Raw genomic sequence first — 26,150 nt, forward strand, 5'->3', positions numbered from 1 at the left:
CAGCGTGCTGCCGCGACTGCGTACCGTGACCCGGGCGTCGGCCGTCCGGTGACCCCGGAACGCGGCCGGCGGGGCGCGGACGGCAGGGCCGAGCACCCCGGGAAGCAGCGGGGCGCGCTGGTTGTTGCGTCGGAGTGGTACGTCGAACGCTGTGTCGCACCAGGCACGGCAGTTGCGCGGAAGGGGCCCGATGGAAGCCGGCAGCAGGTGGACGACCTGGTGGCAGAAGCGTGATCGTCAGCGGGCCAGGGCGGGGGGCCCGGACAGCCCGGCTCCCGGGCTGGACCAGTTGCTCGGCGCGGTGCGCGCCGGGTTCCCGCTCGCGCCGGCCGCCCACCCGACCGGCTACCGCTGTTCCTGCGACCGGGTGGCCTGTCCGGCCCCGGCCCAGCACCCGGTCTCCTTCGCCTGGCAGACCCAGGCCACCACCGACCCCGAGCAGCTCTCCCGCTGGCTCGCCCGCGACCCGCGCGCCAACTTCGTCACCGCCACCGGCCGGGTGCACGACGTGCTGGACGTCCCGGCTGAGGCCGGACGGCTGGCGCTGGAGCGGCTCACCGCGCTGGGCATCGAGGGCCCGGTCGCCGCCGTCGGCGAGGACCGCTACCTGTTCTTCACCGCCACCCGGGGCACCCCGCAGGACGAGGATGAGTGGTGGCCGAGCGTGCTCGACTCCACCCCGGACACCATGTCCGAGCACCCCGGCCTGCGCTGGCACTGCCGCGGCTCGTACACCCTGCTGCCGCCGGCCGCCCTGCCGGGCGGCTCCCAGGTGCGGTGGCTGCGCGGTCCCGAGCAGCCGCTGCCGGACCCGCTGCGCGTCCTGGACGTGCTGACCGACGCCTGCACCGAGGTGGGCGCCGTCGCCGAGGAGCAGTGGCTCATCGGCTGAACCGGCGCCCGGGGCGGTGGCTCACGGCAGGGTGAGGATCTCCGCGCCGTCCGCCGTGACCACCAGGGTGTGCTCGAACTGGGCGGTGCGCTTGCCGTCCTTGGTGACGACGGTCCAGCCGTCCGGCCAGATCTCGTAGTCGTAGGTGCCCAGGGTCAGCATCGGCTCGATGGTGAAGGTCATGCCCGGCTTGATCACCTCGGTGGCCCGCTCGCTGTCGTAGTGCGGGACGATCAGGCCGGAGTGGAACGACGTGTTGATGCCGTGTCCGGTGAAGTCCCGCACCACGCCGTAGTCGAAGCGCTTGGCGTAGGACTCGATGACCCGTCCGATGACGTTGATCTGACGGCCCGGCTTGACCGCCTTGATCGCCCGGTTGAGGGCTTCCCGGGTGCGCTCGACCAGCAGCCGGGACTCCTCGTCCACGTCGCCGACCAGGTAGGTGGCGTTGAGGTCGCCGTGCACCCCGTGGATGTACGCGGTGGCGTCGATGTTGACGATGTCGCCGTCCTGCAGCACGGTCGAGTCCGGGATGCCGTGGCAGATCACCTCGTTGATCGAGGTGCAGATCGACTTGGGGAAGCCCCGGTAGCCGAGGTCGGACGGGTAGGCGCCGTGGTCGCACATGTACTCGTGGGCGACGACGTCCAGCGCGTCGGTGGTGACGCCGGGGGCGATCAGCTTGGCCGCCTCCTCCATCGCCTGCGCGGCGATCCGGCTCGCGATCCGCATCTTCTCGATCGTCTCGGCGGTCTGCACCTCGGGCCCGGTGTACGGCGCCGGGGCGGGCCGTCCGACGTACTCGGGGCGCGCGATGTGCGCCGGGACCTTGCGGGTGGGGGACTGGGTGCCGGGTACGAGAGCCATGTTCGCGAGTCTAGGCCCTGTCCGTCGGGCCCCGCGGGGACGGGCGGTGTGCGGGGCGGCCCGGCGCGGGGAATGATCGGTGTTGATCTGTTCGACTGGACGGGAGAGTGCCATGCCCCTCGGATTCCACCGCAAGCCGACCGGGAAGCCCGGCGAGTGGTTCTACTGCATCAAGCACGGCAAGGTCGAGGAGGGGCCGGAGTGCCCGGCCAAGGACCGGCTGGGGCCGTACGGCAGCCGCGAGGAGGCCGCCCACGCGCTGGAGATCGCGGACGAGCGCAACCGGGAGTGGCAGAACGACCCGCGGTGGAAGGACGAGCCGAAGGGTCCCACGGCGTAGGCCCTCTCGTTCAGCGCGGCTCGGGGCCGGTGAAGTACTCCTCGTCCACGCTCAGCACGACGAGGCGCCGCCCGCCCGCGAGTGCCTGGGCGGCGGCCTGCTCCACGGGCGCCGCGGGCCTGGACTCCCGGTCGGCCCAGGCCTTCGCGGTGGCGTTCGGTGCGGAGAGCCTCCAGGGGAAGCCCGCGCCGGGGGTGGGGGAGGCGGTCGGGTCCTTCCGCTCGTCGAAGGCCAGCCGCACCCCGAGCAGGTCGCGGTCGCCGTCGCCGCGCGGGAAGCCGTACCAGAGCGCCTCGCCCGGCCGGGGCGAGGCGTCGGAGTCGGTCGACAGGGCGCCCTGGGCGGTCATCGCCTGCTCCCAGCGCGACCGCGCCTGCTGCGGATCCCCGCTCACCGCGAGGTACTTGACCACCTGTCGGCGGCACGTCGGGGCCGGCCAGTGCGTGCCGGAGCCGTCGGACCGGCCGGGCTCCACGCCGCAGCCGTCCTGGACGCCCTCGCCGATCACCTGGGCGCCGGAGAGCGCCGGGAGCAGCGTGGCCAGCCGCCGGTCGACCTCGGTGGTGAGGGCCTGGTCGGCGGCGGCGACCTCGGGCGAGGCGGCCAGCGCCGCGATGTCCGGCGGCTCCGGGGTGGCTGTGCCGGCCGCGGTGGTGGGGGTCTTCGCGGGTTGCCGGACCGGGGGGCCGTCGCTGCTCCGGATCGCCCAGCCGAGCGAGCCGACCACGGCGCACAAGACGACCACCACGGCCGCCCCTTGCTTCCAACCCCCGGCACTCATGCCCGGCAGTCTGTCACAGCGCGGCCGTCGTGCCGGCGGTCTGTTCCGCCTCCCGCGCAGCCTCCCGCTCCGCCCGCTCGTGCTCGGCGCGGACGGCTGCCGCGTGCGGGTCGGTGCGGTCGTCGTAGGCGAGCAGCTTGGGCAGCGCGGCGGCGACCGCGAGGACGGCGACGACGCAGGCGACACCGCCGGTCCAGACGGAGGCCCGCACACCGACGAGCCCGGCCATGGTGCCCGCCCGGACCTGGCCGAGCTGCGGGCCGACGGAGTAGCTGAGCAGCTCGACACCGGCCATCCGGCCGCGGACCTCGTCCGGGATGGACTGGTTCCACATGGTCGAGCGGGCCAGCCCGCTGATCTCGTCGGCGCCGCCGGCCAGCGCCAGCCCGAGCAGCGCCGGCCAGACGCTCCCGGACAGTCCGGCCAGCGCCATCGCCGCGCCCCAGCCGACGGCGGCGACCACCAGCAGCCGCCCGTGCCGGTGGACCCGGGACGTCCAGCCGCTGGTCGCCCCGACCAGCAGGGCGCCGACGGCGGAGGCCGCGTACATCGGGCCGAGCGCCCAGTCCGCGCCCAAGTCCGAGGCCAGGAAGGGGAAGACGGCCGCCGGGTAGGCGAACAGCATGGCGCAGAGGTCGATCGCGTAGGTGCCGAGCAGGTCCTTGCGGCTCCACGCGTACCGGACGCCGGTGAGCACCGCCCGTACCGACGGCCGCTCGGCGCCGGTGGCGGGCGGCACCGCCTGGATCCGGACGAGCAGCAGCAGCGAGGCGGCGAAGCTCAGCACGTCCAGCGCGTACGCGGTCTGCACCCCGGCGAAGGCCACCACGACACCGGCCAGCGCCGGCCCGGCCACCGAAGCGGCGTTGCGGTACAGGGACTTGAGGGCGAACGCGGCGGTCAGGTGCTGGTGCGGGACGATCCGCGGGGTGAGCGAGTCCAGGGCCGGGCGCTGCAGGCCGTCGGCGGCCGCGACCAGCGCGGCGACCAGGTAGATCGGCCAGAGCAGCGGGTGCGGCAGCAGCGCGTTGAGCAGCAGCAGCCCGGCCAGCAGGCCGAGCGCGGCCTCGGCGCGCAGCACCAGCTTGCGGCGGTCCAGGGCGTCGGCGAGGGCGCCGCCCCACAGGCCGAAGACGATCAGCGGGACGAGTTCGACGGCGCCGACCAGCCCGACCGCGAGGGAGGAGCCGGTGAGCTCCTTGATCTGCAGCGGCACGGCGACGAGCGTGAGGAAGCTGCCGAAGCTGGTGACGCAGCCGGACGTCCAGAGGTACCGGAAGTCGCGCGAGGAGCGCCAGGGCGACAGATCGGGTGTCAGCGAGCGCAGCGCCGTCCGGACCCGTCCGGGCGTGGGGGTATGCGGGGGTTCGTCGGCGTTCACGAACCATCATCCTGGGACGGCGACCGCCCCTTCCGCAAAGGGTTTTCGAACGGCCCGCGTGCGACCGGGCCTACCAGCGGGCGATCGTGGGGGCCGCGGCGAGGCGGGTGGCGAGGTCGGCGAGGCGGTCGAGGGCGGAGCGGCGGGCGGGGGGCTGTCCGGCGGCGGTGCTGACCAGGTGTTGGGCGAGGTCGAAGGGTTCCTCGGCGGCGGTGCCGACGGCGAGGCGTTCATGGGCGAGGCCGGCGAGGTCGCCCGGGGCGGCGGCGTCGGCGCCGTCCAGTGCGAGCACGGTCGCGCCGTGGCGCCGGGCGTCGTGCACGCGTTCCAGGAGCGGGGCGCCGGCCGCCTCCGGGGCCACCACCAGGACGGTGCTGCCGCGCCCGACCTCGGTCAGCCGGCGCAGCCCGTGCGCCAGGTGGGCGGGGGCCTCGGCGGGCGGGCGGTGGCGCAGCAGGGTGGGCACCAGCCGGGGGACGGCCGACCAGGCGGCCTCGTCCTCGAGGTGGGCGGCCAGGTGCCAGGGCTCGTACGCCTCGGTGCCGACCAGCAGCAGCCCGCCCGCGCCGCGCCGCTCCACCGAGCGCCGCAGCGACCCGGCGAAGCCGCCGACCGCCTCCAACCAGCCCGTGCCCGCCAGGCGTTCCCGGAGTGCCGAAACTCTCACCGCGTCCATGCGGGCCAGGATGTCGCGCCGAGCCGGGGATTTGGCAGGATCGGCCCATGACTTCCCTCGATTCAGCGACAAACCCGGCCCATGACCTGCCGGACGTCTCGCAGCTGGTGGTCGGTGTCCTCGGCGGCACCGGCGACCAGGGGCGGGGCCTCGCCCTGCGGCTGGCCAAGGCCGGCCAGCAGGTGATCATCGGCTCCCGTGACGCCGCCCGGGCCGAGGCCTTGGCCGCCGAGCTGGGCCTCGGCGTGCGCGGCGCCGACAACGCCACCGTCGCCCGGGAGAGCGACGTGGTGATCATCGCGGTCCCGTGGGACGGCCACGCCGCGACCCTGACCGCCCTGCGCGAGGAACTCGCCGGCAAGATCGTCGTCGACTGCGTCAACCCGCTCGGCTTCGACAAGCAGGGCGCGTACGCCCTGAAGCCGGAGGAGGGCAGCGCCGCCCAGCAGGCCGCCGCGCTGCTGCCGGACTCCCGGGTCACCGCCGCGTTCCACCACCTTTCGGCGGTACTGCTGCAGGACGAGTCGGTGGAGGCGATCGACACCGACGTCATGGTGCTCGGCGACGACCGGCCCGCCACCGATGTCGTGCGCGCCCTCGCCGCCCGGATCCCCGGCATGCGCGGCATCTTCGCGGGCCGGCTGCGCAACGCCCACCAGGTCGAGTCGCTGGTGGCCAACCTGATCTCGGTCAACCGCCGCTACAAGGCCCACGCGGGCCTGCGGATCACCGACGTGTGACCCTCGGTCCTCGTGTCGACCTCACCCCTGGACGGGCTCCGGAGGTGAGGTCGGCGACAATGGGTCCCGGCCGCAACCCGGCCGACCGCACCCGTTCTAGGAGCCTCCCGCCATGCCCCGCACGTCCCTGTTCGCCCTGATCGTCGTCGTCCTCGCGCTGGCGGCCGCCGTCTTCTCCGTGACCCAGGGCCTCTGGATCGGCCTGATCTGGCTGCCGCTGGCCGGTGTGGCCAGCAACGTGCTGTGGATGAACCGCCGTCGGGCGAAGATCGCCGAGGCGGCGGCCGATCAGGGCTAGCGGGCCCGGCTGGGCTAGTTCTTCCAGAAGCTGAACAGGTACCGGCCGAGCGTCGCGTAGTCCTGGTCAACGCCGAAGAGGTTCATCAGGCCGTGGACGATCCCGAAGAAGAACGAGTTCACCTGGGGCTGCCAGAGCAGCGCGAACACCGCGAGCATTCCGTACGGCGCGAAGGGCTCGACCGCGCGCCGGGTCTTGTAGGACAGCCAGGGCTCGACGATGCCGTAGCCGTCCAGACCGGGCACCGGTAGCAGGTTCAGCACCGCCGCGCTGAGCTGGAGGAAGCCGAGGAACCCCAGCGCGCAGGAGAGCGGCGAGACGGGCACCTCGAAGCCGTGCCAGAACGTGTGCACCGTCGGGTCGTCCAGCCACCCCGCGCCGATCGGGACCAGCAGCGCCGCCGCCAACAGCAGGTTGACCAGCGGTCCGGCCGCGGAGATCAGGCTGTGCTTGAGCCGCCCCTGGATCCGGTGCCGCTCGATCCACACCGAGCCGCCGGGCAGGCCGATGTTGCCGAGGATCACGAAGACGATCGGCAGCACGAAGCTGAACAGCACATTGGCGTACTTCAGCGGGTTGAGCGTGAGGTAGCCCTTGGCGCCGACGGTGATGTCGCCGCCGTGCAGCGCGGTGCGGGCGTGGGCGTACTCGTGCAGGCAGAGCGAGACCATCCAGCCCGCGACCACGAACAGGAACACCCCGAACGAGGCGTTGCCGTAGCCCGAGTACACCGCCCAGCCGGAGGTGCCGAGTATGGCGAGGAGCACCCAGAACACCGGGCTGATCCGGCGGTCCTCGCTGCGGGAGCGCGGGGCGGCGAAGGTCATGGTCGGGATGCTCCGTGGGCAGAAGGGGGGGCGGGATGCGGGCAGGGGTCGATCATGCCGGGCGGGCCGGTGACCGGACAAGCCGCCCAGGGTGAACGTCCGGACGCCCGGCCGCGTTCCGCCACGGGGCCGAGGGGCACCCAGGGGGTAGGAGGGTGCCAGGGGCGCCAGCACAATTGTGCGGCCGCACTTCCGTCGATCGACCAGAATGGTCCGGTGCACTACGGCATCCTCGGGACGACCACGGCCCACCACGACGACGGAACCCCGGTGCCGCTCGGCGGCGCCCGGCTGCGGGCGCTGCTCACCGCACTGGCCCTGCGGCAGGGCCGCCCGGTGCCCGCCGACCTGCTGGTGGACGAGGTGTGGGACGCCGATCCGCCGCAGGACTCCTCCGCCGCGCTGCAGACCCTGGTGGGCCGGCTGCGCCGGACCGTCGGCCGGGACGAGATCGGCTCGGGCCCGGCCGGGTACTGGCTGACCGGGCCGGGCACCGACCTCGCCGACTTCCAGCGGCTGAGCGCCGAGGGCCGCCGCGCCCTGGACGCCGGGGACCACGCGGTCGCCGCCGAGCGGCTGCGTGCCGCCCTGGCGCTGTGGCGCGGCCCCGCCCTCGCCGACCTGCCGGACCGCAGCGGCCCGGCCGCCCGGCTGGAGGCCCAGCGCGAGGAGGCCCGCCGGCACCGGATCACCGCCGACCTCGGGCTCGGCCGGGCCGCCGACCTGGTCGCCGAGCTCGCCGAGCTGTGCGAGCGGCAGCCGCTGGACGAACCGCTGCAGCTGCTGATGCTGCGGGCGCTGCACGAGAGCGGACGGACGGCCGAGGCGCTGCGCCACTACGAGCGGACCAGGCGTGCCCTGGCCGATGAGCTCGGTGTCGACCCCGGCCGTCAACTCCAGTCCCTCCATGCCGCGTTGCTGGCGCCGGCAGAAGTCGTGGAGCAGTCGCAGCCGGAACCGGCCCGCACCGCTCCCGCTCCACCTCCCGCTCCCGCACCCCAACTCCCGCGCCCCGGTGGCAATCTGCGCGGTCGGCTGACCAGCTTCGTCGGTCGTGAGTCCGATCTCGCCTCCCTGCGCGGCGTCCTGACGGGGCGTCGGCTGGTGACCCTGACCGGGCCTGGCGGCTCCGGCAAGACCAGCCTGTCGGTCGAGGCGGGCCGCGCCGAGCAGTCCGCCGGGACCTGGCCGGACGGCGTCTGGGTGGCCGAACTCGCCCCGCTGGAGAGCCCGGAGGCGGTGCCCGCCGCCGTGGTCTCCGCGCTCGGACTGCGCGAGATCGTGCTGCACGGCAACATGGTCGCCGAGGTGATCGAGAAGCGCGCCGAGGACCCGCTGCGCCGGTTGGTCGAGCACTGCGGCCACCGCCGGATGCTGCTCGTCCTGGACAACTGCGAGCACCTGATCCAGGCGGCCGCCGACCTCGCCGACGTGCTGCTCGCCGAGTGCCCCGGGCTGACCGTGCTCGCCACCAGCCGTGAACCGCTCGGCGTGCCCGGCGAGACGGTGCTGCCGGTCGAGCCGCTGCCCGACCCGGTCGCGCTGCGGCTGTTCGCCGAGCGCGCCGCCGCCGCCCGTCCCGGCTTCGACCCGCAGAGCGACCCGGAGGCCTGCGCGGAGATCTGCCGCCGGCTGGACGGGCTGCCGCTCGCCATCGAACTGGCCGCCGCCCGGCTGCGGGTGATGACGGCCCGCCAGATAGCCGACCGGCTGGACGGCCGGTTCGCGCTGCTCACCGCGGGCAGCCGCACCCTGCTGCCGCGCCAGCAGACCCTGCGCGCGGTGGTCGACTGGAGCTGGGACCTGCTGGGCAAGCGGGAGCGCGCGGTGCTGCGCCGGCTCTCGGTGTTCTCCGGCGGCTGGCAGCTGGAGGACGCCGAGGCGGTCTGCGCGGACGGCACCGACGTGGCCCCCGGCGAGGTCGCCGACCTCCTGCTGTCGCTGGTCGACAAGTCGCTGCTGGTCGCCGACCTGGACGGGGCCAGCCTGCCGCGCTACCGGATGCTGGAGACCATCCACGAGTACGCGACCGAGCGCCTCGCCGAGTCCGCCGCCGAGCGCACCGCCACCGAGGCCCGCCACCTGGCGCACTTCCGCGCACTGGTCGCCGAGGCCGACCAGAACGTCCACGGTCCCCAGCAGCTGCACTGGCTGACGGTGCTGGAGCGCGAGCAGGACAACATCCGGGCCGTGCTGCGCCGGGCGATCGACCTGGGGGACGAGGAGCAGGCGCTGGTCATCGCCCTCGGCATGAGCTGGTACTGGTCGCTGCGCGGCTACAGCATGGAGGCCCGCGGCTGGTACACCGCGGTCGCCGCCCTGGGCCCGGACCCGTTCGGCCCGGACGCCCCGCCGCCGGTGCCGCTGCCGGACGGCGTGCTCGCGTACGGCGTGCCGATGCCCGAGGGCGTGGCGGAGGAGGCCCGCCGGCTGCTCGCGATGTACCGGCTGATCGGGCTGTTCGAGGGCAACCTGGACGTGCTCGGCGACGAGGAGGCGATCGCCCTCTCCGGGCGGCTGCTGGAGGTCTACGGCCCGGAGCTGCCGCAGTCCTACCGGTTCCCGGCGTTGATGCGGGTGTTCGGTGCCTTCCTGTCCGGCCGGCTGGAGCTGTTGAGGGACCTGCTGGACGACGCCGTCCGCGGCTGCGAGCAGCACGGCGACCTCGGCGACCTGGCCTTCATCCTGCAGATCCGGGCCCGGATGATGAACGACTGGCCGGACGGCGAGGCGCAGAGCATGGTGGACGGCCAGCGCTCGCTGGAGCTGTACGAACGCGCGGGAGACCTCTGGGGGATCTCCCAGGCGCTGTCCGCGCACGGCGAGAGCCTGGCCAACCGAGGCGATTCGGAGGCGGCCGCCGCCGCGTACGCGCGGGCGATCGAGCTGGCCGAGGAGCTGGGCGCACCGCAGGAGATCCCGATCCTGCGGGTGCACCTGGGCACCGCCCTGCTGGAGCACGACATGGAGCGCGGCGAGCGGATCATCCGGGAGGCGCTGGCCTCGATCGACTCCCCGGGCGCCAACCAGTCCACCACCGGCGCCCTGATGTTCGGCCACCTGACGCTCTGCGGCATCCACGCCCAGCGTGGCGAGTACGAGGCGGCCCTGGCCGAGCTGGACGCGCTCGACGCGGTCCGGGTGGGCGGCTTCGCGCCGGGCATCGTGGACGGGCTGCTGGTGAGCTCCCGGGGCTGGATCATCGCCCGGGCCGGCGACCCGGACCGGGGCCTCGCCATGCTGCGCGAGGGCCGGCGGCTGCTGAAGGCCGTCACGGCCGCGAGCGGCTTCACCGAGCACATGACGGTCATGGTGGTGCCCGCGGTGACGGCGGTGTGGTGCACCTTCGCCCAGCGCGACGGGGACCTGCGCCGGGCCGAGACCGCGGCCGTGCTGATCGGCGCGCACGGCGGCCTGAACGGCCCCAAGGGCGGCTACCTGGACCGGATCGAGCGCGAGCGCTCCGCCGCCGCCCTGCGCGAGCTGCTTGGCGACGCCGCGTTCGAGGAGTTCCGCGCCCGCGGCGTCGGGATGACCCAGCAGCAGACCCACGCCCTGCTGGAGGAGCTGATCGGCGAGCAGTAACGGCGACGACCCGCACGGCAAGCCCGCGAGCCCGGCGGGCCGGTGCCGTCCCCTGGTCACCGACCCACCGGGCCCGTACGGCGGCCGGCGCCTGTCCCGGGCGTCCGGTCGCCGCGCCCGCCGGCCCTCCCCTCGAAGCGGGCCGGCGGTCGTCCTCTTGCCGGGCGTCAGGTCCGCTTGCGGAACCGGGCGACCGCGAGCGGGGCGAAGACCGCGGTGATGCCGGCGGACCAGACCAGCACGATCATCACCGGGTGGGCCACCGGGCCCTGGCCGTTGAGCAGCGCCCGGGAGGCGTCGGCCAGCGCGGACAGCGGGTTGACCTTGGTGAAGGACTGCAGCCAGCCCGGCATGGTGTCCGTCCTGGCGAAGATCGAGCTGCCGAACTGCATCGGCATCAGGACCAGCATGGCCACGCCCTGGACGGCCTGGGCGCTGCGCAGCGCCATGCCCAGCAGCATCGAGATCCAGACGATCGACATGCCGAACAGCAGCCCCAGGCCGACCGTGGCCAGCACCTCCGGCAGGCCGGTCCGCACCTCGAAGCCGATGCACATCGCGAAGCCGATGAGGATCGTGAAGGAGATCAGCCCGCGGATGGTCTCGGCGACGATCTTGGAGAGCAGGACGGAGGCCCGGCCGATCGGCAGGGTCCGGAAGCGGTCCATCACACCGGTCTGGAAGTCGGTGTTGAGGCCGGTGCCGACGGCCATCGCCAGGGTGAGGCCGGTCTGCCCGAGCAGACCGGGGACGAGGTACTGCTTGTAGTCGTCCTGGCTGCCGGCCATCGCCCCGCCGAAGACGTAGACGAACAGCACGGTGAAGATCACCGGCATCAGCACGGCGTCGAACATCGACTCCGGGTCGGCCTTGATCCGCATCAGGTTGCGCCGGGTCAGCGCGCCGACGTGGCGCAGGGTCCCGGACAGGCCGATCCGGGAGTCCTCGACCCGGGCGGGGGCGAGCGTGGCGGTGGTCATGCGACGGGCTCCTTGGCGAGACTGGGGACGGGCTCCGCGTCGGCGGCGGGCTTGCCGGTGATGGCGAGGAAGACCTCGTCGAGGCTGGGCACCTTGGTGTCGATGCCGGCGATCGCGAAGCCGCGGCCGCCGAGCACCCCGATCACCGCGGTCAGCTGCTCGTCGCCGGTGATCGGCACCGCGAGCAGGCCGGTGTCGGCGGAGTAGGTGGCGGTGCTGATGCCGCCGTCGCGCAGGCAGCGGGCCATCTCGGGCAGCTCGGCCGGGTGGACCGGGCGGACCTGCAGGGTCTGGCCGCCGACCTTGGCCTTGAGTTCGGCGACCGGGCCGTTGGCGATCACCTTGCCGCGGTCGATGACGGTCAGCTCGCCGGCGAGCTGCTCCGCCTCCTCCATGTACTGGGTGGTCAGCAGCACGGTGGTGCCCTCGGCGACCATCCGCTGCACCTCGTCCCAGACCTCGTTGCGGGTGCGCGGGTCCAGACCGGTGGTGGGCTCGTCCAGGTAGAGCACCCGGGGGCGGCCGATCATGCTGGCGGCCAGGTCGAGGCGGCGGCGCATGCCGCCGGAGTAGGTCTTGGCGGGCCGCTTGGCGGCCTCGGTGAGCGAGAAGCGCTCCAGCAGCTCGTTGGCGCGGGCTTTGGCCTCGCGGCCGGAGAGGTCGAGCAGTCGGCCTATCAGGTAGAGGTTCTCGTACCCGGAGAGGAGCTCGTCGACGGAGGCGTACTGCCCGGTGAGGCCGATCGTGCGGCGCAGCTGCTTGGGCTGGCGCAGGACGTCGTAGCCGCCGACGACCGCGGTGCCGGCGTCCGGCTTGATCAGGGTGGAGAGGATCCGCACCAGGGTGGTCTTGCCCGCGCCGTTGGGGCCGAGCACACCGAGGACGGTGCCCTCCTTCACGGTGAGGTCGACCCCGTCGAGGGCCTTGGTGGCGCCGTAGTGCTTGACGATGCCGCGGACCTCGACGGCGTTGCCGACGGCGGCTCCCCGGTCGTTCGGGGCGGTGGCGATTCGTGTCATGCCACCAGGTTGTCCGCCCCGGCTGTCAGCCCCCTGTCAGCGCCGCGGGCCCGCTGCCAGCACGCTGTCACGCCGCTGTCAGCGCTTCGGCGGGCATGACACAGCCCCCGCGCCGGCAAGCGGCAAGCAGAGCGGGGGCTGTGCGGGCACTGCCCGTCAGTGGAAGCTGTGCTCCTCCGCCGGGAAGGCGCCGCCGCGGACGTCCTCCGCGAAGGCGCGGGCGGCGTCGCCGAGGACGGCCCGCAGGTTGGCGTACTGCTTGACGAACTTCGGCACCCGGCCCGCCGTCATGCCGGCCATGTCGGTCCAGACCAGCACCTGGGCGTCGGTGTCGGGGCCGCCGCCGATGCCGACGGTCGGGATCGCCAGCTGCTCGGTGACCTGGGCGGCCAGCTCGGCCGGCACCGCCTCCAGCACCACCGAGAACGCGCCCGCCTGCTGGACCGCCTTGGCGTCGCGCAGCAGCTGGTGCGCCGCCTCGTCGCCGCGGCCCTGGACGGGGTAGCCGCCGAAGGCGTGCACGGACTGCGGGGTGAGGCCGATGTGCGCCATCACCGGGACGCCGGCCTCGACCAGCAGCTCGATCGAGCGGGCGCTGCGCTCCCCGCCCTCCAGCTTGACCGCGCCGACCCCGGCCTCCTTCATCAGCCGGGCCGCGTTGTGCATGGCCTGCGCGGGGGACTCCTGGTAGGAGCCGAACGGCAGGTCGGCGACGATCATCGCGCGCTTGGTGCCGCGGACGACGGCGGCGGAGAGCATCACCATCTGATCCATGGTCACCGGCACGGTGGTCTCGTAGCCGAGGTGGCAGTTGCCCGCCGAGTCGCCGACCAGCAGCACCGGGATGCCGGCCTCGTCGAACACGCCCGCGGTCAGGGCGTCGTAGGCGGTGAGCATCGACCACTTCTCGCCGCGCTGCTTGGCGGAGGCGAGGTCGCGGACGGTGATGCGGCGGTTGGTGACCCCGCCGTAGAGGGTGGTGGTCGACGCCTGGTTCTGGGCAGGCGAAGGCGAAGAAGCGTTCATCGAACGGACTCCTGAAGGGTTGTCGTCTCGTGGCGCCGTGCGGCGTCCCCGGATCCCCTCCATGCTTGCACGCCCCGGCGCGCGCGCAAAGAGGGGTGCGTTCGTCCCGGTGCGATCCGTGACACACCGGGCTTCCTTTGCCGCATTTTTACGAAACGAGGTCGTCTCGTATCGTATTCGCGGCTACTCTGGTGCGGGGGTTACGAGACGCATCCGACTCGGAATTGCCCGCCAGTGCCACGCCAACACGGACGGGAAGACCAATGACCACCGCAGCCGCGCCACCCCGTGTGCCGGAAGCCATCCACCGTCGGCGCTGGGCGATCCTCTGCACCCTGGTGCTCGCCCTGCTCGTCGTCGTGCTCGACAACTCGATCCTCAACGTCGCGATGAAGACCATCGCGACCCCCGCTCCGGTCGGCCTCGGCGCCACCCAGAGCGACCTGGAGTGGTCGATCAACTCCTACACCCTGGTGTTCGCCGGACTGCTCTTCACCTCGGGCCTGCTCGGCGACCGCTTCGGCCGCAAGCTCGCGCTGATCGCCGGCATGGTGGTCTTCGGCATAGCCTCGCTGCTGTCCGCGATGGCCGCCTCGCCCGGTGAACTCGTCGGCTTCCGCGCCCTGATGGGCGTCGGCGCCGCGCTCGCGATGCCCGCCACGCTGGCGATCATCATGAACGTCTTCGAGCGCGAGGAGCAGCCCAAGGCGATCGGCATCTGGGCGGGCGCGGTCGGCCTGGCCATCGCGATCGGCCCGATCACCGGCGGTCTGCTGATCGAGCACTTCTGGTGGGGCTCGGTCTTCCTGATCAACGTCCCGATCGTGGTCGTCGCGGTGATCGCGATGGCGGTCCTGGTGCCCGAGTCCAAGGACCCCAACCCGGGCAAGCTCGACCCGGTCGGCGTGCTGCTGTCGATCATCGGCCTGGTCGCGCTGATCTACGGCATCATCAAGGGCGGCGAGCTGGCGGACTTCACCGCCGTCGAGGCCTGGGCGCCGACCCTGGTCGGCGTGGTCGCACTGGTCGCCTTCGTCTGGTTCGAGCGCCGCACCGCCTTCCCCGCGCTGGACGTCACCTGGTTCCGCAACAAGGTGTTCAGCGCCTCCGTGGTGGTCGTCGGCGTGGTCTTCTTCGCGCTGATGGGCGTCTCGTTCTTCGGCGTCTTCTACATCCAGAGCGTGCGCGGCTACAGCGCGCTGCAGGCCGGTCTGCTGATGCTGCCGCTGGCCGTCGCCCAGCTGCTGTTCGCGCCGCGGGCCCGGCTGGTGGTCGACCGCTTCGGCGTCGCCGCCACCGCCTCCGGCGGCATGCTGCTGGTCGCGATCGGCTTCGTCGGCTACACCGTGCTGACCGCCACCACCCCGATCTGGGTGCTGATCGTGTTCGGCCTGGTGATGGGCGCCGGCATGGCGCACGTCATGCCGCCGGTCACCGTCGCGATCATGGGCTCGCTGCCCCGCGAGAAGGCGGGCGCCGGCTCGGCCGTCAACAACACCTTCCGCCAGGTCGGCGGCTCGCTCGGGGTCGCCGTGCTCGGCGCGGTGCTCTCCACCGTCTACCGCGACGGGATGTCCGACACGCTGGAGCGGCTGCCCGAGAACCTGCGCGACAAGGCGGGCGAGTCGCTGGAGGCCACCCTCGCCATCGCCGACCGGATCCCCGGCGGCAAGGCGCTGATCGGCCCGGCGAACGACTCCTTCATCCACGCCATGCACGTGGTCGCCTCGCTCTCGGTGGGCATCTCGGTGCTCGGCGCGCTGGTCGCCTGGTTCCTGCTGCCGCGCCGCTCGGCCGCCCCCGCCGGCCCGGCCGGCCCGGCCCCCGCGCAGCCGGACGAGACCCGGGAGACCGCGGCCGCCTGACCCGCCGCCGGGCCGGCCGGACCGGCCGGATGACGGATCACGGCTGAGCGACAATGGCCCTGCCGCCCCGGGTGCGCCCGGAGCGGCAGGGCCTCGGTCCGGCGGGCCCGCCCGCCGTACGGACCGCCCACGACACGGACGGCGCCCGCGCGCCCGAGGACAGCGAGGAGAACAGCGGGGATGAAGACGGACACGCCGACCGCCGACACCGAGCAGGCCTGCGCCGCCGCACGCCGCGGCCGACCGCGCAGCGAGGCCGCCGAGCAGGCCATCTTCACCGCGGTCGAAGACCTGATGGCGGGTGGCACCACGATGTCCGAGCTCACCATCGAGGGCATCGCCACCGCCGCCGGTGTCGGCAAGGCCACCATCTACCGGCGCTGGCCCAACAAGGAGGCGCTGCTGGTCGACGTGGTCAGCCGACTGGAGATCCCGATGCCGGAGCCGAGCGGCGAGGGCGCGCGGGCCGACCTGATCGAGATGGTCGACAACATGCGCCGGCGCGGTCTCGCCAAGCGCTCCCGCTGGGTGCTCAAGGCCGCCTTCGGCCAGATGCACGGCCTGCCCGAACTGCACAACGCCTACCGCGAACGGGTGATCAAGCCGCGCCGCGAGGCCGGACTGGCCCTGATCCGCCGTGCCGTGGACGAGGGGGTGGTGCGCGCCGACCTCGACCCGGACCTGCTTGGCGACCTGCTGATGGGCCCGATCCTCTGCCGCAGCATCCTGTGGGACGACTCCGACCTGGAGGACCCGGACCTGGCCCGCGCGATGGTCGACTCCGTGCTCGAAGGACTCGCACCACGACAGGCCTGACCCCGCCGGACGGTCCCCGGCCCCGCCGGACGGTCCCCGGCCCCGCCGGACGTGGCCTGGCTCACCAAACCGGACCGCGCCGGAACCCGCTCCGGGAAACGTGACGTCTGTCCCGGCATAGGCTGAGCCGGGTATCCGATCGAACCGGCACCGGTCCGGTCCCGCGTCCGTCCCCACGGACCGGACGCCGGAGCGGCGGGCTGCACGAGCGAACGGGAGCCACGGAATGGCGCAGGCGGACAGGACCGAACGGATCGCGGCCCCCGGAGGTGCCGAGGACTCGGCCCCCGCGGCGCGGTCCGGCGGCTTCCTCGGCCTGCGGGACTGGGGCCCGGACGCCCGCGGCGCCACCACCTGGCGGCGCGGCCTGGTGATCGCCGCCCTCGCCGTCTTCACCGCCGCGCTGCTCGCCTTCCACGCCGAGGTGCCCAACAGCGTGGGCAACCTCGGCAGCCTGCTGGAGACCTTCCTGCCCTGGCTGGGCCTGGCCGTCCCGGTGCTGCTGGTGCCCGCGCTGCTGCGCCGCTCCGCCACCGCGCTGATCGCCCTGCTGCTGCCCGTCGTGCTCTGGGCCAACCTGTTCGGCGGGCTGCTGACCGACAAGAGCGGCGGCAAGGGCGACTGGACGGTGGTCAGCCACAACGTCGCCGCCGCCAACACCGACGTGCCGGGCACCATCCGGGGGCTGATCGCCTCCGGCGCCCAGGTCGTCGCCCTGCAGGAGCTGGCCGGCAAGCCGCTGCGCTCGTACGAGACCGGGCTCGCCGAGGCCTACCCGTACCACACGGTTCAGGGCACGGTCGGGCTCTGGTCGAAGTACCCGATCAGCGGGGTCGCGCCGGTGGACCTCAAGATGGGCTGGACCAGGGCGTTCCGGGCCCAGGTCGCCACCCCGCAGGGCCCGGTCGCGGTGTACGTCGCGCACCTGCCCTCGGTGCGACTGAAGGCCGAGGGCGGCTTCACCGTCAACCAGCGGGACGCCAGCGCGCAGGCGCTCGGCGACGCGATCGAGGCCGAGCCGGTCAAGAAGGTGCTGCTGCTCGGCGACCTCAACGGCACCATGAACGACCGCAGCCTGGCGCCGGTCACCTCGCAGATGCGCTCGGCCCAGGGCGCCGCCGGGAACGGCTTCGGCTTCAGCTGGCCGGCGTCCTTCCCGATGGCGCGGATCGACCAGATCATGAGCAAGGGCGGGCTCGAACCGGTCGACTCCCGCACCCTGCCCGCGGACGGCAGCGACCACCTCCCGGTGGCCGCAACCTACCGCTTCTCCTCCTGAGGATCAGCCCCGGCGCCAGCGGTTGGTGATCGGCAGGCGGCGGTCCCGGCCGAAGTTCTTCACCGAGACCTTCGGGCCCGGCGGGTACTGGCGGCGCTTGTACTCGGCGGTGTCGACCAGCCGCACCACCCGGTCCACCACGGCCGGGTCGAAGCCGGCCGCGACGATCGCGTCCCGTCCCTCGTCGCCCTCGATGTAGCGGTCCAGCACGCTGTCCAGCAGGTCGTAGTCGGGCAGCGAGTCGCTGTCCACCTGGTCCGGCCGCAGCTCGGCGGACGGCGGCTTGGTGATGGTGTTCTCCGGGATCGGCGGCACCTCGCCGCGCCGCCCGGCCTCCTCGTTGCGCCAGCGGGCCAGCCGGAAGATCAGCGACTTGTAGACGTCCTTGATCGGCCCGAACGCGCCCACCGAGTCGCCGTACAGGGTCGAGTAGCCGACCGCCAGCTCGCTCTTGTTGCCGGGCGCGAGCACGATGTGCCCCTCCTGGTTGGAGATCGCCATCAGCAGGGTGCCGCGCAGCCGGGACTGCAGGTTCTCCTCGGCCAGTCCGGTCAGCTCGGTGGCGGCCAGGTAGGCGTCGAACATCGGGGCGATGGAGACGGTCCGGAAGTGCAGTCCCGTGCGGCGGGCCAGCTCGGCGGCGTCGTCCTTGGAGTGCTCGGAGGAGTAGCGGCTGGGCATCGAGACGCAGTACACGTTCTCCGCGCCGATCGCGTCCACGGCGATCGAGGCCACCAGGGCGGAGTCGATGCCGCCGGACAGGCCGATCAGGACGGACTTGAAACCGTTCTTGGCGACGTACGCGCGGGTGCCGGAGACCAGCGCGGCCCAGATCTCGGCCTCGTCGGACAGCCGCGGCGCGACTCCGGCGGTCAGGGGAGCGGCGGGGGCGGGCCGCGGCTCGCCGTCCAGCTCGGCGCGGACCAGGTGCAGCCCGTCGCTCAGCAGCAGGCCGTCGGTGTGGTCGCTGCTGGCGGCCGGCAGGTCGAGGTCCAGCACCAGCAGGTGCTCCTCGAACTGCGGGGAGCGGGCGATGACCTCGCCGTCCGCGCCGACCACGATCGAGTCGCCGTCGAAGACCAGCTCGTCCTGACCGCCGACCATGTTGACGTACGCCAGGGTGCAGCCCGCCTCGGCCGCCCGCCGCCGGACCAGCTCCAGCCGCTGGTCGTCCTTGTTCCGCTCGTACGGCGAGCCGTTGATCACCAGCAGCAGCCCGGCCTCGGCCTCGCGGGCCGCGGTGACCCGGCCGCCGTCCTGCCAGATGTCCTCGCAGATCGCCAGCGCGACGTCCACCCCGTGCACCCGGACCACCGGCAGCTGGTCGCCCGGGACGAACCAGCGGTACTCGTCGAACACGCCGTAGTTGGGCAGGTGGTGCTTGGCGAAGCGGGTCACCACCCCGCCCCGGTGCAGCACGGCGGCGCAGTTCTGCGGCGAGCCGGCCGGGCGGTTGAAGCGCGGCGAGGCGTGCTCGGAGCGCCCGAGGTAGCCGACCACCACCGGCACCTCGCCCAGTCCCTCGGCCGCCAGCCGGGCTGCCAGCTCGACCAGCGCGCCACGGGAGGCCTCGACGAAGGAGCGGCGCAGGGCGAGGTCCTCGACCGGGTACCCGGTGAGGGCCATCTCGGGGAAGGCGACCAGCTGCGCGCCGGCCTCGACGGCCTGCTTGGTCCAGCGCACCACCTCATCGCTGTTGCGGGCGAGGTCACCGACCCAGGGGTCGATCTGGCTCAGGGCGAGACGGAGATTGGGCATGTCCCCGAGTGTAATCGTCTATCTGACGCAATGTCCCGCGAGGGGGTCGGTCCGGGCCCTTGCCAGGGGGTCGGCAGTGCCGTGATCCGCGCTGATCGGCCATGATGGGGGCATTCGCCACCGGGGTCTTGCGGAGGCCTCCCGGGCGTAACACGAGCGTAAAGAGCAGAGGTGAGACTGTCCCCATGGGCAAGCAGCAGCAGTTCGTGCTTCGAACGCTCGAGGAGCGTGACATCCGGTTCGTCCGGCTGTGGTTCACCGACGTGCTCGGATTCCTCAAGTCGGTCGCGGTGGCTCCCGCCGAGCTGGAGCAGGCCTTCGAGGAGGGCATCGGTTTCGACGGCTCCGCGATCGAGGGCTTCGCCCGCGTGTACGAGTCCGACATGATCGCCAAGCCGGACCCGACCACCTTCCAGATCCTGCCGTGGCGCTCGGAGACCCCGGGCACCGCCCGGATGTTCTGCGACATCCTGATGCCGGACGGCTCGCCGTCCTTCGCCGACCCCCGGTTCGTGCTCAAGCGCACCCTGGAGAAGGCCTCGGACCTGGGCTTCACCTTCTACACCCACCCGGAGATCGAGTTCTTCCTGCTGAAGAACCTGCCCGGCGACGGCACCGCGCCGATCCCCGCCGACCAGTCCGGCTACTTCGACCACACCCCGCGCGGGGTGGGCCACGACTTCCGCCGCCAGGCGATCACCATGCTGGAGTCGATGGGCATCTCGGTCGAGTTCTCGCACCACGAGGGCGCCCCCGGCCAGCAGGAGATCGACCTGCGCTACGCCGACGCGCTGTCCACCGCCGACAACATCATGACCTTCCGTCTGGTCATGAAGGAGGTCGCGCTGGAGCAGGGCGTGCACGCGAGCTTCATGCCCAAGCCCTTCTCCGAGCACCCCGGCAGCGGCATGCACACCCACGTCTCGCTGTTCGAGGGCGACCGCAACGCCTTCCACGAGTCCGGTGCCGAGTACCAGCTCTCCAAGGTCGGCAGATCCTTCATCGCCGGGCTGCTGAAGCACGCCGCCGAGACCGCCGCCGTCACCAACCAGTGGGTGAACTCCTACAAGCGGATCTGGGGCGGCTCCCAGCGCACCGCCGGAGCCGGCGGCGAGGCCCCGTCCTACATCTGCTGGGGCCACAACAACCGCTCGGCGCTGATCCGGGTGCCGATGTACAAGCCGGGCAAGCAGGGCTCCACCCGGGTCGAGGTCCGCTCCCTCGACACGGGCTGCAACCCCTACCTCGCCTACGCCGTCACCCTCGCGGCCGGCCTGAAGGGCATCGAGGAGGGCTACGAGCTCCCGCCGGGCGCCGACGACGACGTGTGGGCGCTGTCCGACTCCGAGCGCCGCGCCCTCGGCATCCAGCCGATGCCGCAGAACCTCGGCGAGGCGATCGACCTGATGCAGCGCAGCGAGCTCGTCGCCGAGACCCTGGGCGAGCACGTGTTCGACTTCTTCCTGCGCAACAAGCGCCAGGAGTGGGAGGAGTACCGCTCCGAGGTCACCCCGTTCGAGCTGCGGAAGAACCTCCAGGTGCTCTGACGGTCGGTCGACCACCAGGCGGGCCCGCTCCGGTCGGAGCGGGCCCGCCCCGTTCGTGCGGATAGCGTCCCCCGTGCACGCTAATCCGTTGAGCCAATGTGATTACTCTGCAGCGGTGCGAACCGTGGCCGGGTGGCGCTGGGACGTATTCAGAAGATCCGTTTTGCGGATCCATCCTGGAGTGTCATGCGTACTCGAATCACCACCCTGGTCCTGTCCGGACTGGCCTCGGCCACCCTCGTGCTGGGCGCCGGTCACACGGCCTACGCTTCGACCTTCGTCGACCACGGCAAGGTCTCCGAGTCGGCGGAGGCCCAGGGCGAATGGGTCGACAGCCTGCTGAGCCTGGCTGGGGAAGGCGCCGGCTCCACCAACAACACCTGGACCTTCACCGGTCGCAGCGTCGTACGGTCGGACGCCGCGGTGCCGACGACCGACATCGTCGCGGAGCCTAAGACCGTCATCGCTGCGGTGCCGGCGACCGACATCGTCGCGGAGCCTAAGACCGACATCGCTGCGGTGCCGGCGACCGACATCGCTGCGGTGCCGGCGACCGACATCGTCGCGGAGCCGACGACCGACATCGCCGCGGAGCCGACGACCGACATCGTCGCGGAGCTGAAGACCGACATCGCCGCGGAGCCGACGACCGACATCGCCGCGGAGCTGGCCGACGTCGCCACCGAGCAGGGCGAGCCGGCTCAGACGGGCGAGGACAGCGCCGAGCGCGGTCAGCCGTCGGGTGAGCTGTCGGCGCTCGGACACCTCGAATGGGCGGGGGCCGGCAGCCACAAGCCCTGCGCCCACGGCGGCCACCATGGCCACGGCGGCCACCATGGCCATGGCGGGCACGAGGGCCATGGCGGGCACGAGGGCCACGAGAGCCACGAGGGTCACGGCAGTCACGAGAGCCACGGCGAGCACGGTGGCCACGAGGGCCACGAGGGCCACGGCGGACAGCAGCAGGGGCAGAGCAACGAGCAGAAGCAGAACGGTCAGCAGAGCCAGCACGTCGACGTGACCGTCATCGTGAAGAACAACCTCAACAACAGCGCGAACAACAGCTCCACCGCCAACTCGAGCAACGTCGCGCACAACCTGAACAAGGTCAAGTTCGTCGCGGAGGAGCGGCCGCCGCACAAGGCGTCCCACCACGGCGGCTACGGCGAGTCGAAGCCCGGGCAGCACGGGTCGGGCGGGGAGCACCAGGCCGGGCACCACCACCACGGGGAGCTGGCCGAGACGGGTACCCAGGGCACGCCGATCCTGCTCGGGCTCTCGGCCGCGCTCCTCGCGGCGGGTGCGGCAGCGATGAGGTTCGGCCGCCGGCGCGCGTGAGCGGAGCCCTCGCCCCGCTGCGGCGGTCAGTGTCGTACGGGCCGTCCTGAGTGGCTACAGGCGGGCGCCGCCCCGACCGGTCAACGGTCGGGGCGGCGTGCTGTGCGCGGCCGTCCGTCGATCGGCTCGGCCCGCGTCACCCCGCCGGGGGTTCCGGCTTCCGCAGTTCGGGGGGCGGCGTACGGCCCGGGTCCACCGGCTGTTCCCGGACCAGGCTGCCCCACACGGCCATGCGGTACAGCGAGGTGTAGACGGGCGTGCAGGTCGTCAGCGTGATGTAGCGGCCCGGTGCGGTGTACGGGGAGCCGGCGGGCACCGGGGCGATGACGTCGACGTCGTCCTTGGAGGTCTCGGGCAGGGTGGCGTCGACGCGGTAGACGTACCAGCGGTCGCGGGTCTCCACGACCAGGGGATCGCCCGGCTTGAGCAGGTCCAGGTCGTGGAACATCGCGCCGTGGCCGTCCCGGTGGGCGGCGAGGGCGAAGTTGCCCTGCGCCTCCCAGGGCATCGCCGCCGGGTACGGCGCCGTGTAGACCCCGGCGACGCCCTCCGCGAGGGTGTCCTCGTCGGTGCCGATCTTGATCATCACCTGGTAGTCGGCGCCCATCGCGGGCACGTGCAGGAAGCCGATGCCGCCGTCGGCGTCGACGGGGGGAGGGGCCGCGGGGCTCGCCGGGTCGGCCGGAGGGGCCGCGGGGGCCGCCGCCGACCAGCTCCGGCGCAACTGCTCGGTGGCGACGCTCGCGTGGCGGGCGGCCGTGAGGTCGGTCCACCAGAGTGAGTACGCGACCAGCAGGGCGATCAGCACGCCGGTGGTGAACAGCAGGTCGCCGAGCACACCGGCCGCGACCCGGAGGGGGCGTCGGCGCGGGGACGCGGTGGGGGAACCCTCGTCGAGGGCGTCCTGGCTGGCCATGCGGGTACTCCACCGTGTCCGGGAGTCGGCGGGCAAGCCGACACGCCACGCCACGAGCCGGGCGGGTCCGGTGCGTGGTCGCGCCCGGCGCCGGGCCGCGCAGGCGCGTAACCTGCTGGAGCGGACGGATGGAGGGGCCGATGGCGGTGGACGAGCAGCGGGCCGGGAGCCGGGTCAGCAGGCCGGAGAACCGGTTGGTCCGGCGCGGGTTCGGGGACCCGGCGCGGGCGGTGCGGCTGTTGGAGGGTCCCGGGCTGCAGGGGCTCGCCGACGACCCCGTACTGCTGGACGCGCTCGGCGCCACCGCCGACCCCGACCTCGCGCTGCTCGGTCTGGCCCGGCTGATGGAGGCCGCCGACGAGACCGACCGGCACACCCTGCGCGACACCCTCACCACCTCCAAGCCGCTGCGCGACCGGCTGCTCGGCGTGCTCGGCGTCTCCACCGCGCTCGGCGACCACCTGGCCCGGCACCCGCACGACTGGCACGTGCTGGTCACCTTCGAGCTGCGCGACATGCACCCCGGCCCGGAGGACTTCCGCCGCGCCCTCGTCAAGGGCGTGCACGGCGGCGGCCGCAGCCCGGCCGACGCGCTGCGGATCGCCTACCGCCGCTGCCTGCTCGCCATCGCCGCCCGCGACCTCACCGGCACCACCGACCTCGCCCGGACTGCCGCCGAACTCGCCGACCTGGCCGGCGCCACCCTGCAGACCGCCCTGGACCTCGCCGCCGAGCAGGACCCGGAGGCCGCCGCGGCCTGCCGGCTCGCGGTGATCGGCATGGGCAAGTGCGGCGGCCGCGAACTCAACTACGTCTCGGACGTGGACGTCATCTTCGTCGCCGAGCCCCGCGAGGGCGTGGACGAGCAGGAGGCGCTCAGGGCCGCCACCCGGCTGGCCGCCGCCCTCACCCGGCTCTGCGCGGACACCACCGGCGAGGGCGCCATCTGGCCGGTGGACGCCAACCTGCGGCCCGAGGGCCGCAACGGCCCGCTGGTGCGCACCCTGGCCAGCCACCTCGCCTACTACCAGCGCTGGGCCAAGACCTGGGAGTTCCAGGCCCTGCTCAAGGCCCGGCCGGTCGCCGGGGACGCCGAGCTCGGCGCCGCGTACGTCGAGACGCTCGCCCCGCTGGTCTGGCAGGCCGCCGCCCGGGAGAACTTCGTCGCCGACGTGCAGCAGATGCGCCGCCGGGTGATCGACTCCATCCCCGCCACCGAGCTGGACCGCCAGCTCAAGCTCGGCCCGGGCGGGCTGCGCGACGTCGAGTTCTCCGTCCAGCTGCTGCAGCTGGTGCACGGGCGCACCGACCCGGCGCTGCGCAGCGGCAACACCCTGGAGGCACTGGCCGCGCTCTCCCGGGGCGGGTACGTCGGCCGGGCGGACGCCGCCTCGCTGGACACCGCGTACCGGTTCCTGCGCTCGCTGGAGCACCGGATCCAGCTCTACCGGCTGCGCCGCACCCATCTGATGCCCACCGGGGCGGAGGACCAACGCCGACTGGCCCGCTCGCTGGCCACGCTGATCAACGACGACACCCGCGCCGACCCGGTGGCCGCGCTGCAGCGCGAGTGGAAGCGGCACGCGGTGGAGGTCCGGCGGCTGCACGAGAAGCTGTTCTACCGGCCGCTGCTCGACGCCGTCGCCGAGCTGCCGCCGGGCGCCACCGGGCTGTCCCCGGACGCGGCGCGCGCCCGGCTGGAGGCGCTCGGCTACGCGGACCCGGCGGCCGCGCTGCGGCACATCAGCGCGCTGGCCTCCGGGGTGAGCCGCAAGGCGGCGATCCAGCGGACCCTGCTGCCGGTGCTGCTCGGCTGGTTCGCCGACTCGGCGGACCCGGACGCCGGGCTGCTCAACTTCCGCCAGGTCTCCGACGCGCTCGGCCGCACCCCCTGGTACCTGCGGCTGCTGCGGGACGAGAGCGCCGCCGCCGAGCAGCTCGCCCGGGTGCTGTCGGCCGGCCGGCTCGCGCCCGACCTGCTGCTGCGCGCCCCCGAGGCGGTCGCCATGCTGGGCGACCCGCAGGGCCTGGAGCCGCGCGGCCGGGCCGCGCTGCAGTCGGAGGTGCTGGCCGCCGTGGGCCGGGCCGGGTCCACCACGGCCGCCGTGGCCGCCGCCCGCTCGGTGCGCCGCCGGGAGCTGTTCCGTACGGCTGCCGCGGACGTCCTCGGACGGCTGGGGGAGGACCCGGCGCAGGCGCTGGACACCGCGGGGGAGGCGCTCACCGCGATCAACGCCGCCACCCTGCAGGGCGCGCTGCGCGCCTGCGTCGCGGGCTGGGAGGCCGAGCACGGGGACCTGCCGACCCGGATCTCGGTGGTCGCGATGGGCCGCTTCGGCGGCCACGAGCTGGGCTACGGCTCGGACGCGGACGTGCTCTTCGTCCACGAGCCGCTGCTCGGCTCGCTGGAGGAGGAGGCCGCCCGGGCCGCCCAGGCGGTCTGCCACGAGCTGCGGAGCCTGCTGGGCGCGCCGTCCACCGAGCCGCCGCTGCTGGTCGACGCCGACCTGCGGCCGGAGGGGCGCAGCGGACCGCTGGTGCGCACCCTCGCCTCGTACACGGCGTACTACCGGCGCTGGTCGCACGCCTGGGAGTCCCAGGCGCTGCTGCGGGCCGAGCCGGTCGCCGGGGACGAGGAGCTGGGCGCGCGGTTCCGGCAGCTGATCGACCCGATGCGCTACCCGGGCAGCGGGGTGCCGGAGCGGGACCTGGTGGAGATCCGCCGGATCAAGGCGCGGATCGAGGCCGAGCGGCTGCCGCGCGGTGCCGACCCGACCACCCACACCAAGATCGGCCGGGGCGGGCTGGCGGACGTGGAGTGGACGGTGCAGCTGCTCCAGCTCCAGCACGGGCACGAGCTGCCGGCCCTGCGCACCACCCGGACCAGGGCGGCGCTGGCGGCCGCGGTGGAGGCCGGGCTGGTGGGGCGGGACGACGCGGAGGTGCTGGACACGGCCTGGGTGCTGGCCTCCCGGGTGCGGGCGGCGGTGATGCTGGTGCGCGGCCGGCCCGGGGACAGCTTCCCGGGGGAGGCCAGGGAGCTGGCCGGGGTGGCCCGCTACCTCGGGTACGGCGCGGGGCACAGCGGGGAGCTGCTGGACGACTACCGGCGGACCACCCGGCGGGCGCGGGCGGTGGTGGACCGGCTGTTCTACGGGCTCTGATTTCCCCCGGGTACGCGAAAGGGGCCCCTGGTCGGGGCCCCTTTCGTCTGCGGCT

Annotated in this window: 21 protein-coding genes; 11 read left to right on the forward strand and 10 right to left on the reverse strand. The window is 73.4% G+C overall.

Annotated elements, in window-relative coordinates:
- Positions 1–190 precede the first annotated feature (190 nt).
- A complete protein-coding gene (locus ACZ3TI_RS06390) occupies positions 191–892 on the forward strand; it encodes a bifunctional DNA primase/polymerase (RefSeq protein WP_465723984.1) in 702 nt (233 codons plus the stop codon).
- 21 nt (positions 893–913) lie between these two features.
- On the opposite strand, the gene map is transcribed toward ACZ3TI_RS06390, so the two are convergent.
- Positions 914–1,759, reverse strand: coding sequence for a type I methionyl aminopeptidase (map, locus tag ACZ3TI_RS06395; RefSeq protein WP_465723985.1), 846 nt, complete (start codon positions 1,757–1,759; stop codon positions 914–916).
- Between the two features lie 112 nt (positions 1,760–1,871).
- Between map and ACZ3TI_RS06400 the strand changes: the two genes are divergently transcribed.
- Complete coding sequence (locus tag ACZ3TI_RS06400; RefSeq protein ID WP_465723987.1) at positions 1,872–2,099, forward strand: hypothetical protein; 228 nt, start codon at positions 1,872–1,874, stop codon at positions 2,097–2,099.
- Between the two features lie 10 nt (positions 2,100–2,109).
- Here ACZ3TI_RS06400 and ACZ3TI_RS06405 read toward each other — a convergent pair whose 3' ends face one another.
- From ACZ3TI_RS06405 to ACZ3TI_RS06415, 3 genes are all read right to left on the reverse strand, one after another.
- Complete coding sequence (locus tag ACZ3TI_RS06405) at positions 2,110–2,880, reverse strand: hypothetical protein (protein WP_465723989.1); 771 nt, start codon at positions 2,878–2,880, stop codon at positions 2,110–2,112.
- Between the two features lie 13 nt (positions 2,881–2,893).
- Entirely contained in the window at positions 2,894–4,261 is a 1,368-nt protein-coding gene (locus ACZ3TI_RS06410) for an MFS transporter (protein WP_465723991.1), read from the reverse strand.
- Positions 4,262–4,331: 70 nt separating this feature from the next.
- On the reverse strand, positions 4,332–4,937 hold the full coding sequence (locus tag ACZ3TI_RS06415) for a hypothetical protein (protein WP_465723993.1): 606 nt from the start codon (positions 4,935–4,937) through the stop codon (positions 4,332–4,334).
- Positions 4,938–4,984: 47 nt separating this feature from the next.
- Between ACZ3TI_RS06415 and npdG the strand changes: the two genes are divergently transcribed.
- Positions 4,985–5,677: an NADPH-dependent F420 reductase gene (gene npdG / locus ACZ3TI_RS06420; protein ID WP_465723995.1), complete on the forward strand. Its 693-nt coding sequence runs from the start codon at positions 4,985–4,987 to the stop codon at positions 5,675–5,677.
- Positions 5,678–5,789: 112 nt separating this feature from the next.
- Positions 5,790–5,975 carry a hypothetical protein gene (locus tag ACZ3TI_RS06425; protein WP_465723997.1) on the forward strand — a complete coding sequence of 62 codons (186 nt, stop codon included), beginning with the start codon at positions 5,790–5,792 and terminating at the stop codon, positions 5,973–5,975.
- 14 nt (positions 5,976–5,989) lie between these two features.
- Here the strand turns inward: ACZ3TI_RS06425 and ACZ3TI_RS06430 are convergent, their stop codons facing one another.
- Positions 5,990–6,802: a site-2 protease family protein gene (locus ACZ3TI_RS06430; protein ID WP_465723999.1), complete on the reverse strand. Its 813-nt coding sequence runs from the start codon at positions 6,800–6,802 to the stop codon at positions 5,990–5,992.
- A gap of 216 nt (positions 6,803–7,018) precedes the next feature.
- Between ACZ3TI_RS06430 and ACZ3TI_RS06435 the strand changes: the two genes are divergently transcribed.
- On the forward strand, positions 7,019–10,387 hold the full coding sequence (locus tag ACZ3TI_RS06435) for an AfsR/SARP family transcriptional regulator (RefSeq protein WP_465724001.1): 3,369 nt from the start codon (positions 7,019–7,021) through the stop codon (positions 10,385–10,387).
- Between the two features lie 167 nt (positions 10,388–10,554).
- Here ACZ3TI_RS06435 and ACZ3TI_RS06440 read toward each other — a convergent pair whose 3' ends face one another.
- The 3 genes from ACZ3TI_RS06440 to panB all read right to left on the reverse strand — a co-directional run bounded on the left by ACZ3TI_RS06440 (position 10,555) and on the right by panB (position 13,412).
- Entirely contained in the window at positions 10,555–11,367 is an 813-nt protein-coding gene (locus ACZ3TI_RS06440) for an ABC transporter permease (RefSeq protein ID WP_465724003.1), read from the reverse strand.
- Entirely contained in the window at positions 11,364–12,386 is a 1,023-nt protein-coding gene (locus ACZ3TI_RS06445) for an ATP-binding cassette domain-containing protein (protein WP_465724005.1), read from the reverse strand. Before ACZ3TI_RS06445 ends, ACZ3TI_RS06440 begins: the two co-directional genes overlap by 4 nt.
- A 156-nt stretch (positions 12,387–12,542) precedes the next feature.
- The gene (gene panB, locus ACZ3TI_RS06450) at positions 12,543–13,412 is read right to left on the reverse strand and encodes a 3-methyl-2-oxobutanoate hydroxymethyltransferase (protein ID WP_465724007.1); all 870 of its coding nucleotides are present in this window, start codon (positions 13,410–13,412) and stop codon (positions 12,543–12,545) included.
- A gap of 263 nt (positions 13,413–13,675) precedes the next feature.
- Between panB and ACZ3TI_RS06455 the strand changes: the two genes are divergently transcribed.
- The 3 genes from ACZ3TI_RS06455 to ACZ3TI_RS06465 all read left to right on the forward strand — a co-directional run bounded on the left by ACZ3TI_RS06455 (position 13,676) and on the right by ACZ3TI_RS06465 (position 17,372).
- Entirely contained in the window at positions 13,676–15,277 is a 1,602-nt protein-coding gene (locus tag ACZ3TI_RS06455) for an MFS transporter (protein ID WP_465724009.1), read from the forward strand.
- Positions 15,278–15,457: 180 nt separating this feature from the next.
- Complete coding sequence (locus ACZ3TI_RS06460) at positions 15,458–16,093, forward strand: TetR/AcrR family transcriptional regulator (RefSeq protein ID WP_465724011.1); 636 nt, start codon at positions 15,458–15,460, stop codon at positions 16,091–16,093.
- A 226-nt stretch (positions 16,094–16,319) separates the two neighbouring features.
- Complete coding sequence (locus ACZ3TI_RS06465) at positions 16,320–17,372, forward strand: endonuclease/exonuclease/phosphatase family protein (RefSeq protein ID WP_465724013.1); 1,053 nt, start codon at positions 16,320–16,322, stop codon at positions 17,370–17,372.
- A 3-nt stretch (positions 17,373–17,375) separates the two neighbouring features.
- On the opposite strand, the gene ACZ3TI_RS06470 is transcribed toward ACZ3TI_RS06465, so the two are convergent.
- A complete protein-coding gene (locus ACZ3TI_RS06470) occupies positions 17,376–19,130 on the reverse strand; it encodes an NAD+ synthase (protein ID WP_465724015.1) in 1,755 nt (584 codons plus the stop codon).
- A 185-nt stretch (positions 19,131–19,315) separates the two neighbouring features.
- Between ACZ3TI_RS06470 and glnA the strand changes: the two genes are divergently transcribed.
- Together glnA and ACZ3TI_RS06480 are read left to right on the forward strand one after the other, a co-directional pair.
- The gene (glnA, locus tag ACZ3TI_RS06475) at positions 19,316–20,677 is read left to right on the forward strand and encodes a type I glutamate--ammonia ligase (protein ID WP_465724017.1); all 1,362 of its coding nucleotides are present in this window, start codon (positions 19,316–19,318) and stop codon (positions 20,675–20,677) included.
- A 186-nt stretch (positions 20,678–20,863) separates the two neighbouring features.
- Positions 20,864–22,015, forward strand: a complete 1,152-nt coding sequence (locus tag ACZ3TI_RS06480) for a hypothetical protein (protein ID WP_465724019.1) — start codon at positions 20,864–20,866, stop codon at positions 22,013–22,015.
- Positions 22,016–22,151: 136 nt separating this feature from the next.
- On the opposite strand, the gene ACZ3TI_RS06485 is transcribed toward ACZ3TI_RS06480, so the two are convergent.
- Complete coding sequence (locus tag ACZ3TI_RS06485) at positions 22,152–22,931, reverse strand: class E sortase (RefSeq protein WP_465724021.1); 780 nt, start codon at positions 22,929–22,931, stop codon at positions 22,152–22,154.
- Positions 22,932–23,071: 140 nt separating this feature from the next.
- Here ACZ3TI_RS06485 and ACZ3TI_RS06490 point away from each other — a divergent pair, with 140 nt between their 5' ends.
- Positions 23,072–26,095 carry a bifunctional [glutamine synthetase] adenylyltransferase/[glutamine synthetase]-adenylyl-L-tyrosine phosphorylase gene (locus ACZ3TI_RS06490; protein ID WP_465724231.1) on the forward strand — a complete coding sequence of 1,008 codons (3,024 nt, stop codon included), beginning with the start codon at positions 23,072–23,074 and terminating at the stop codon, positions 26,093–26,095.
- Positions 26,096–26,150 lie beyond the last annotated feature (55 nt).

The sequence above is a fragment of the Kitasatospora sp. NPDC023120 genome (assembly GCF_055560835.1).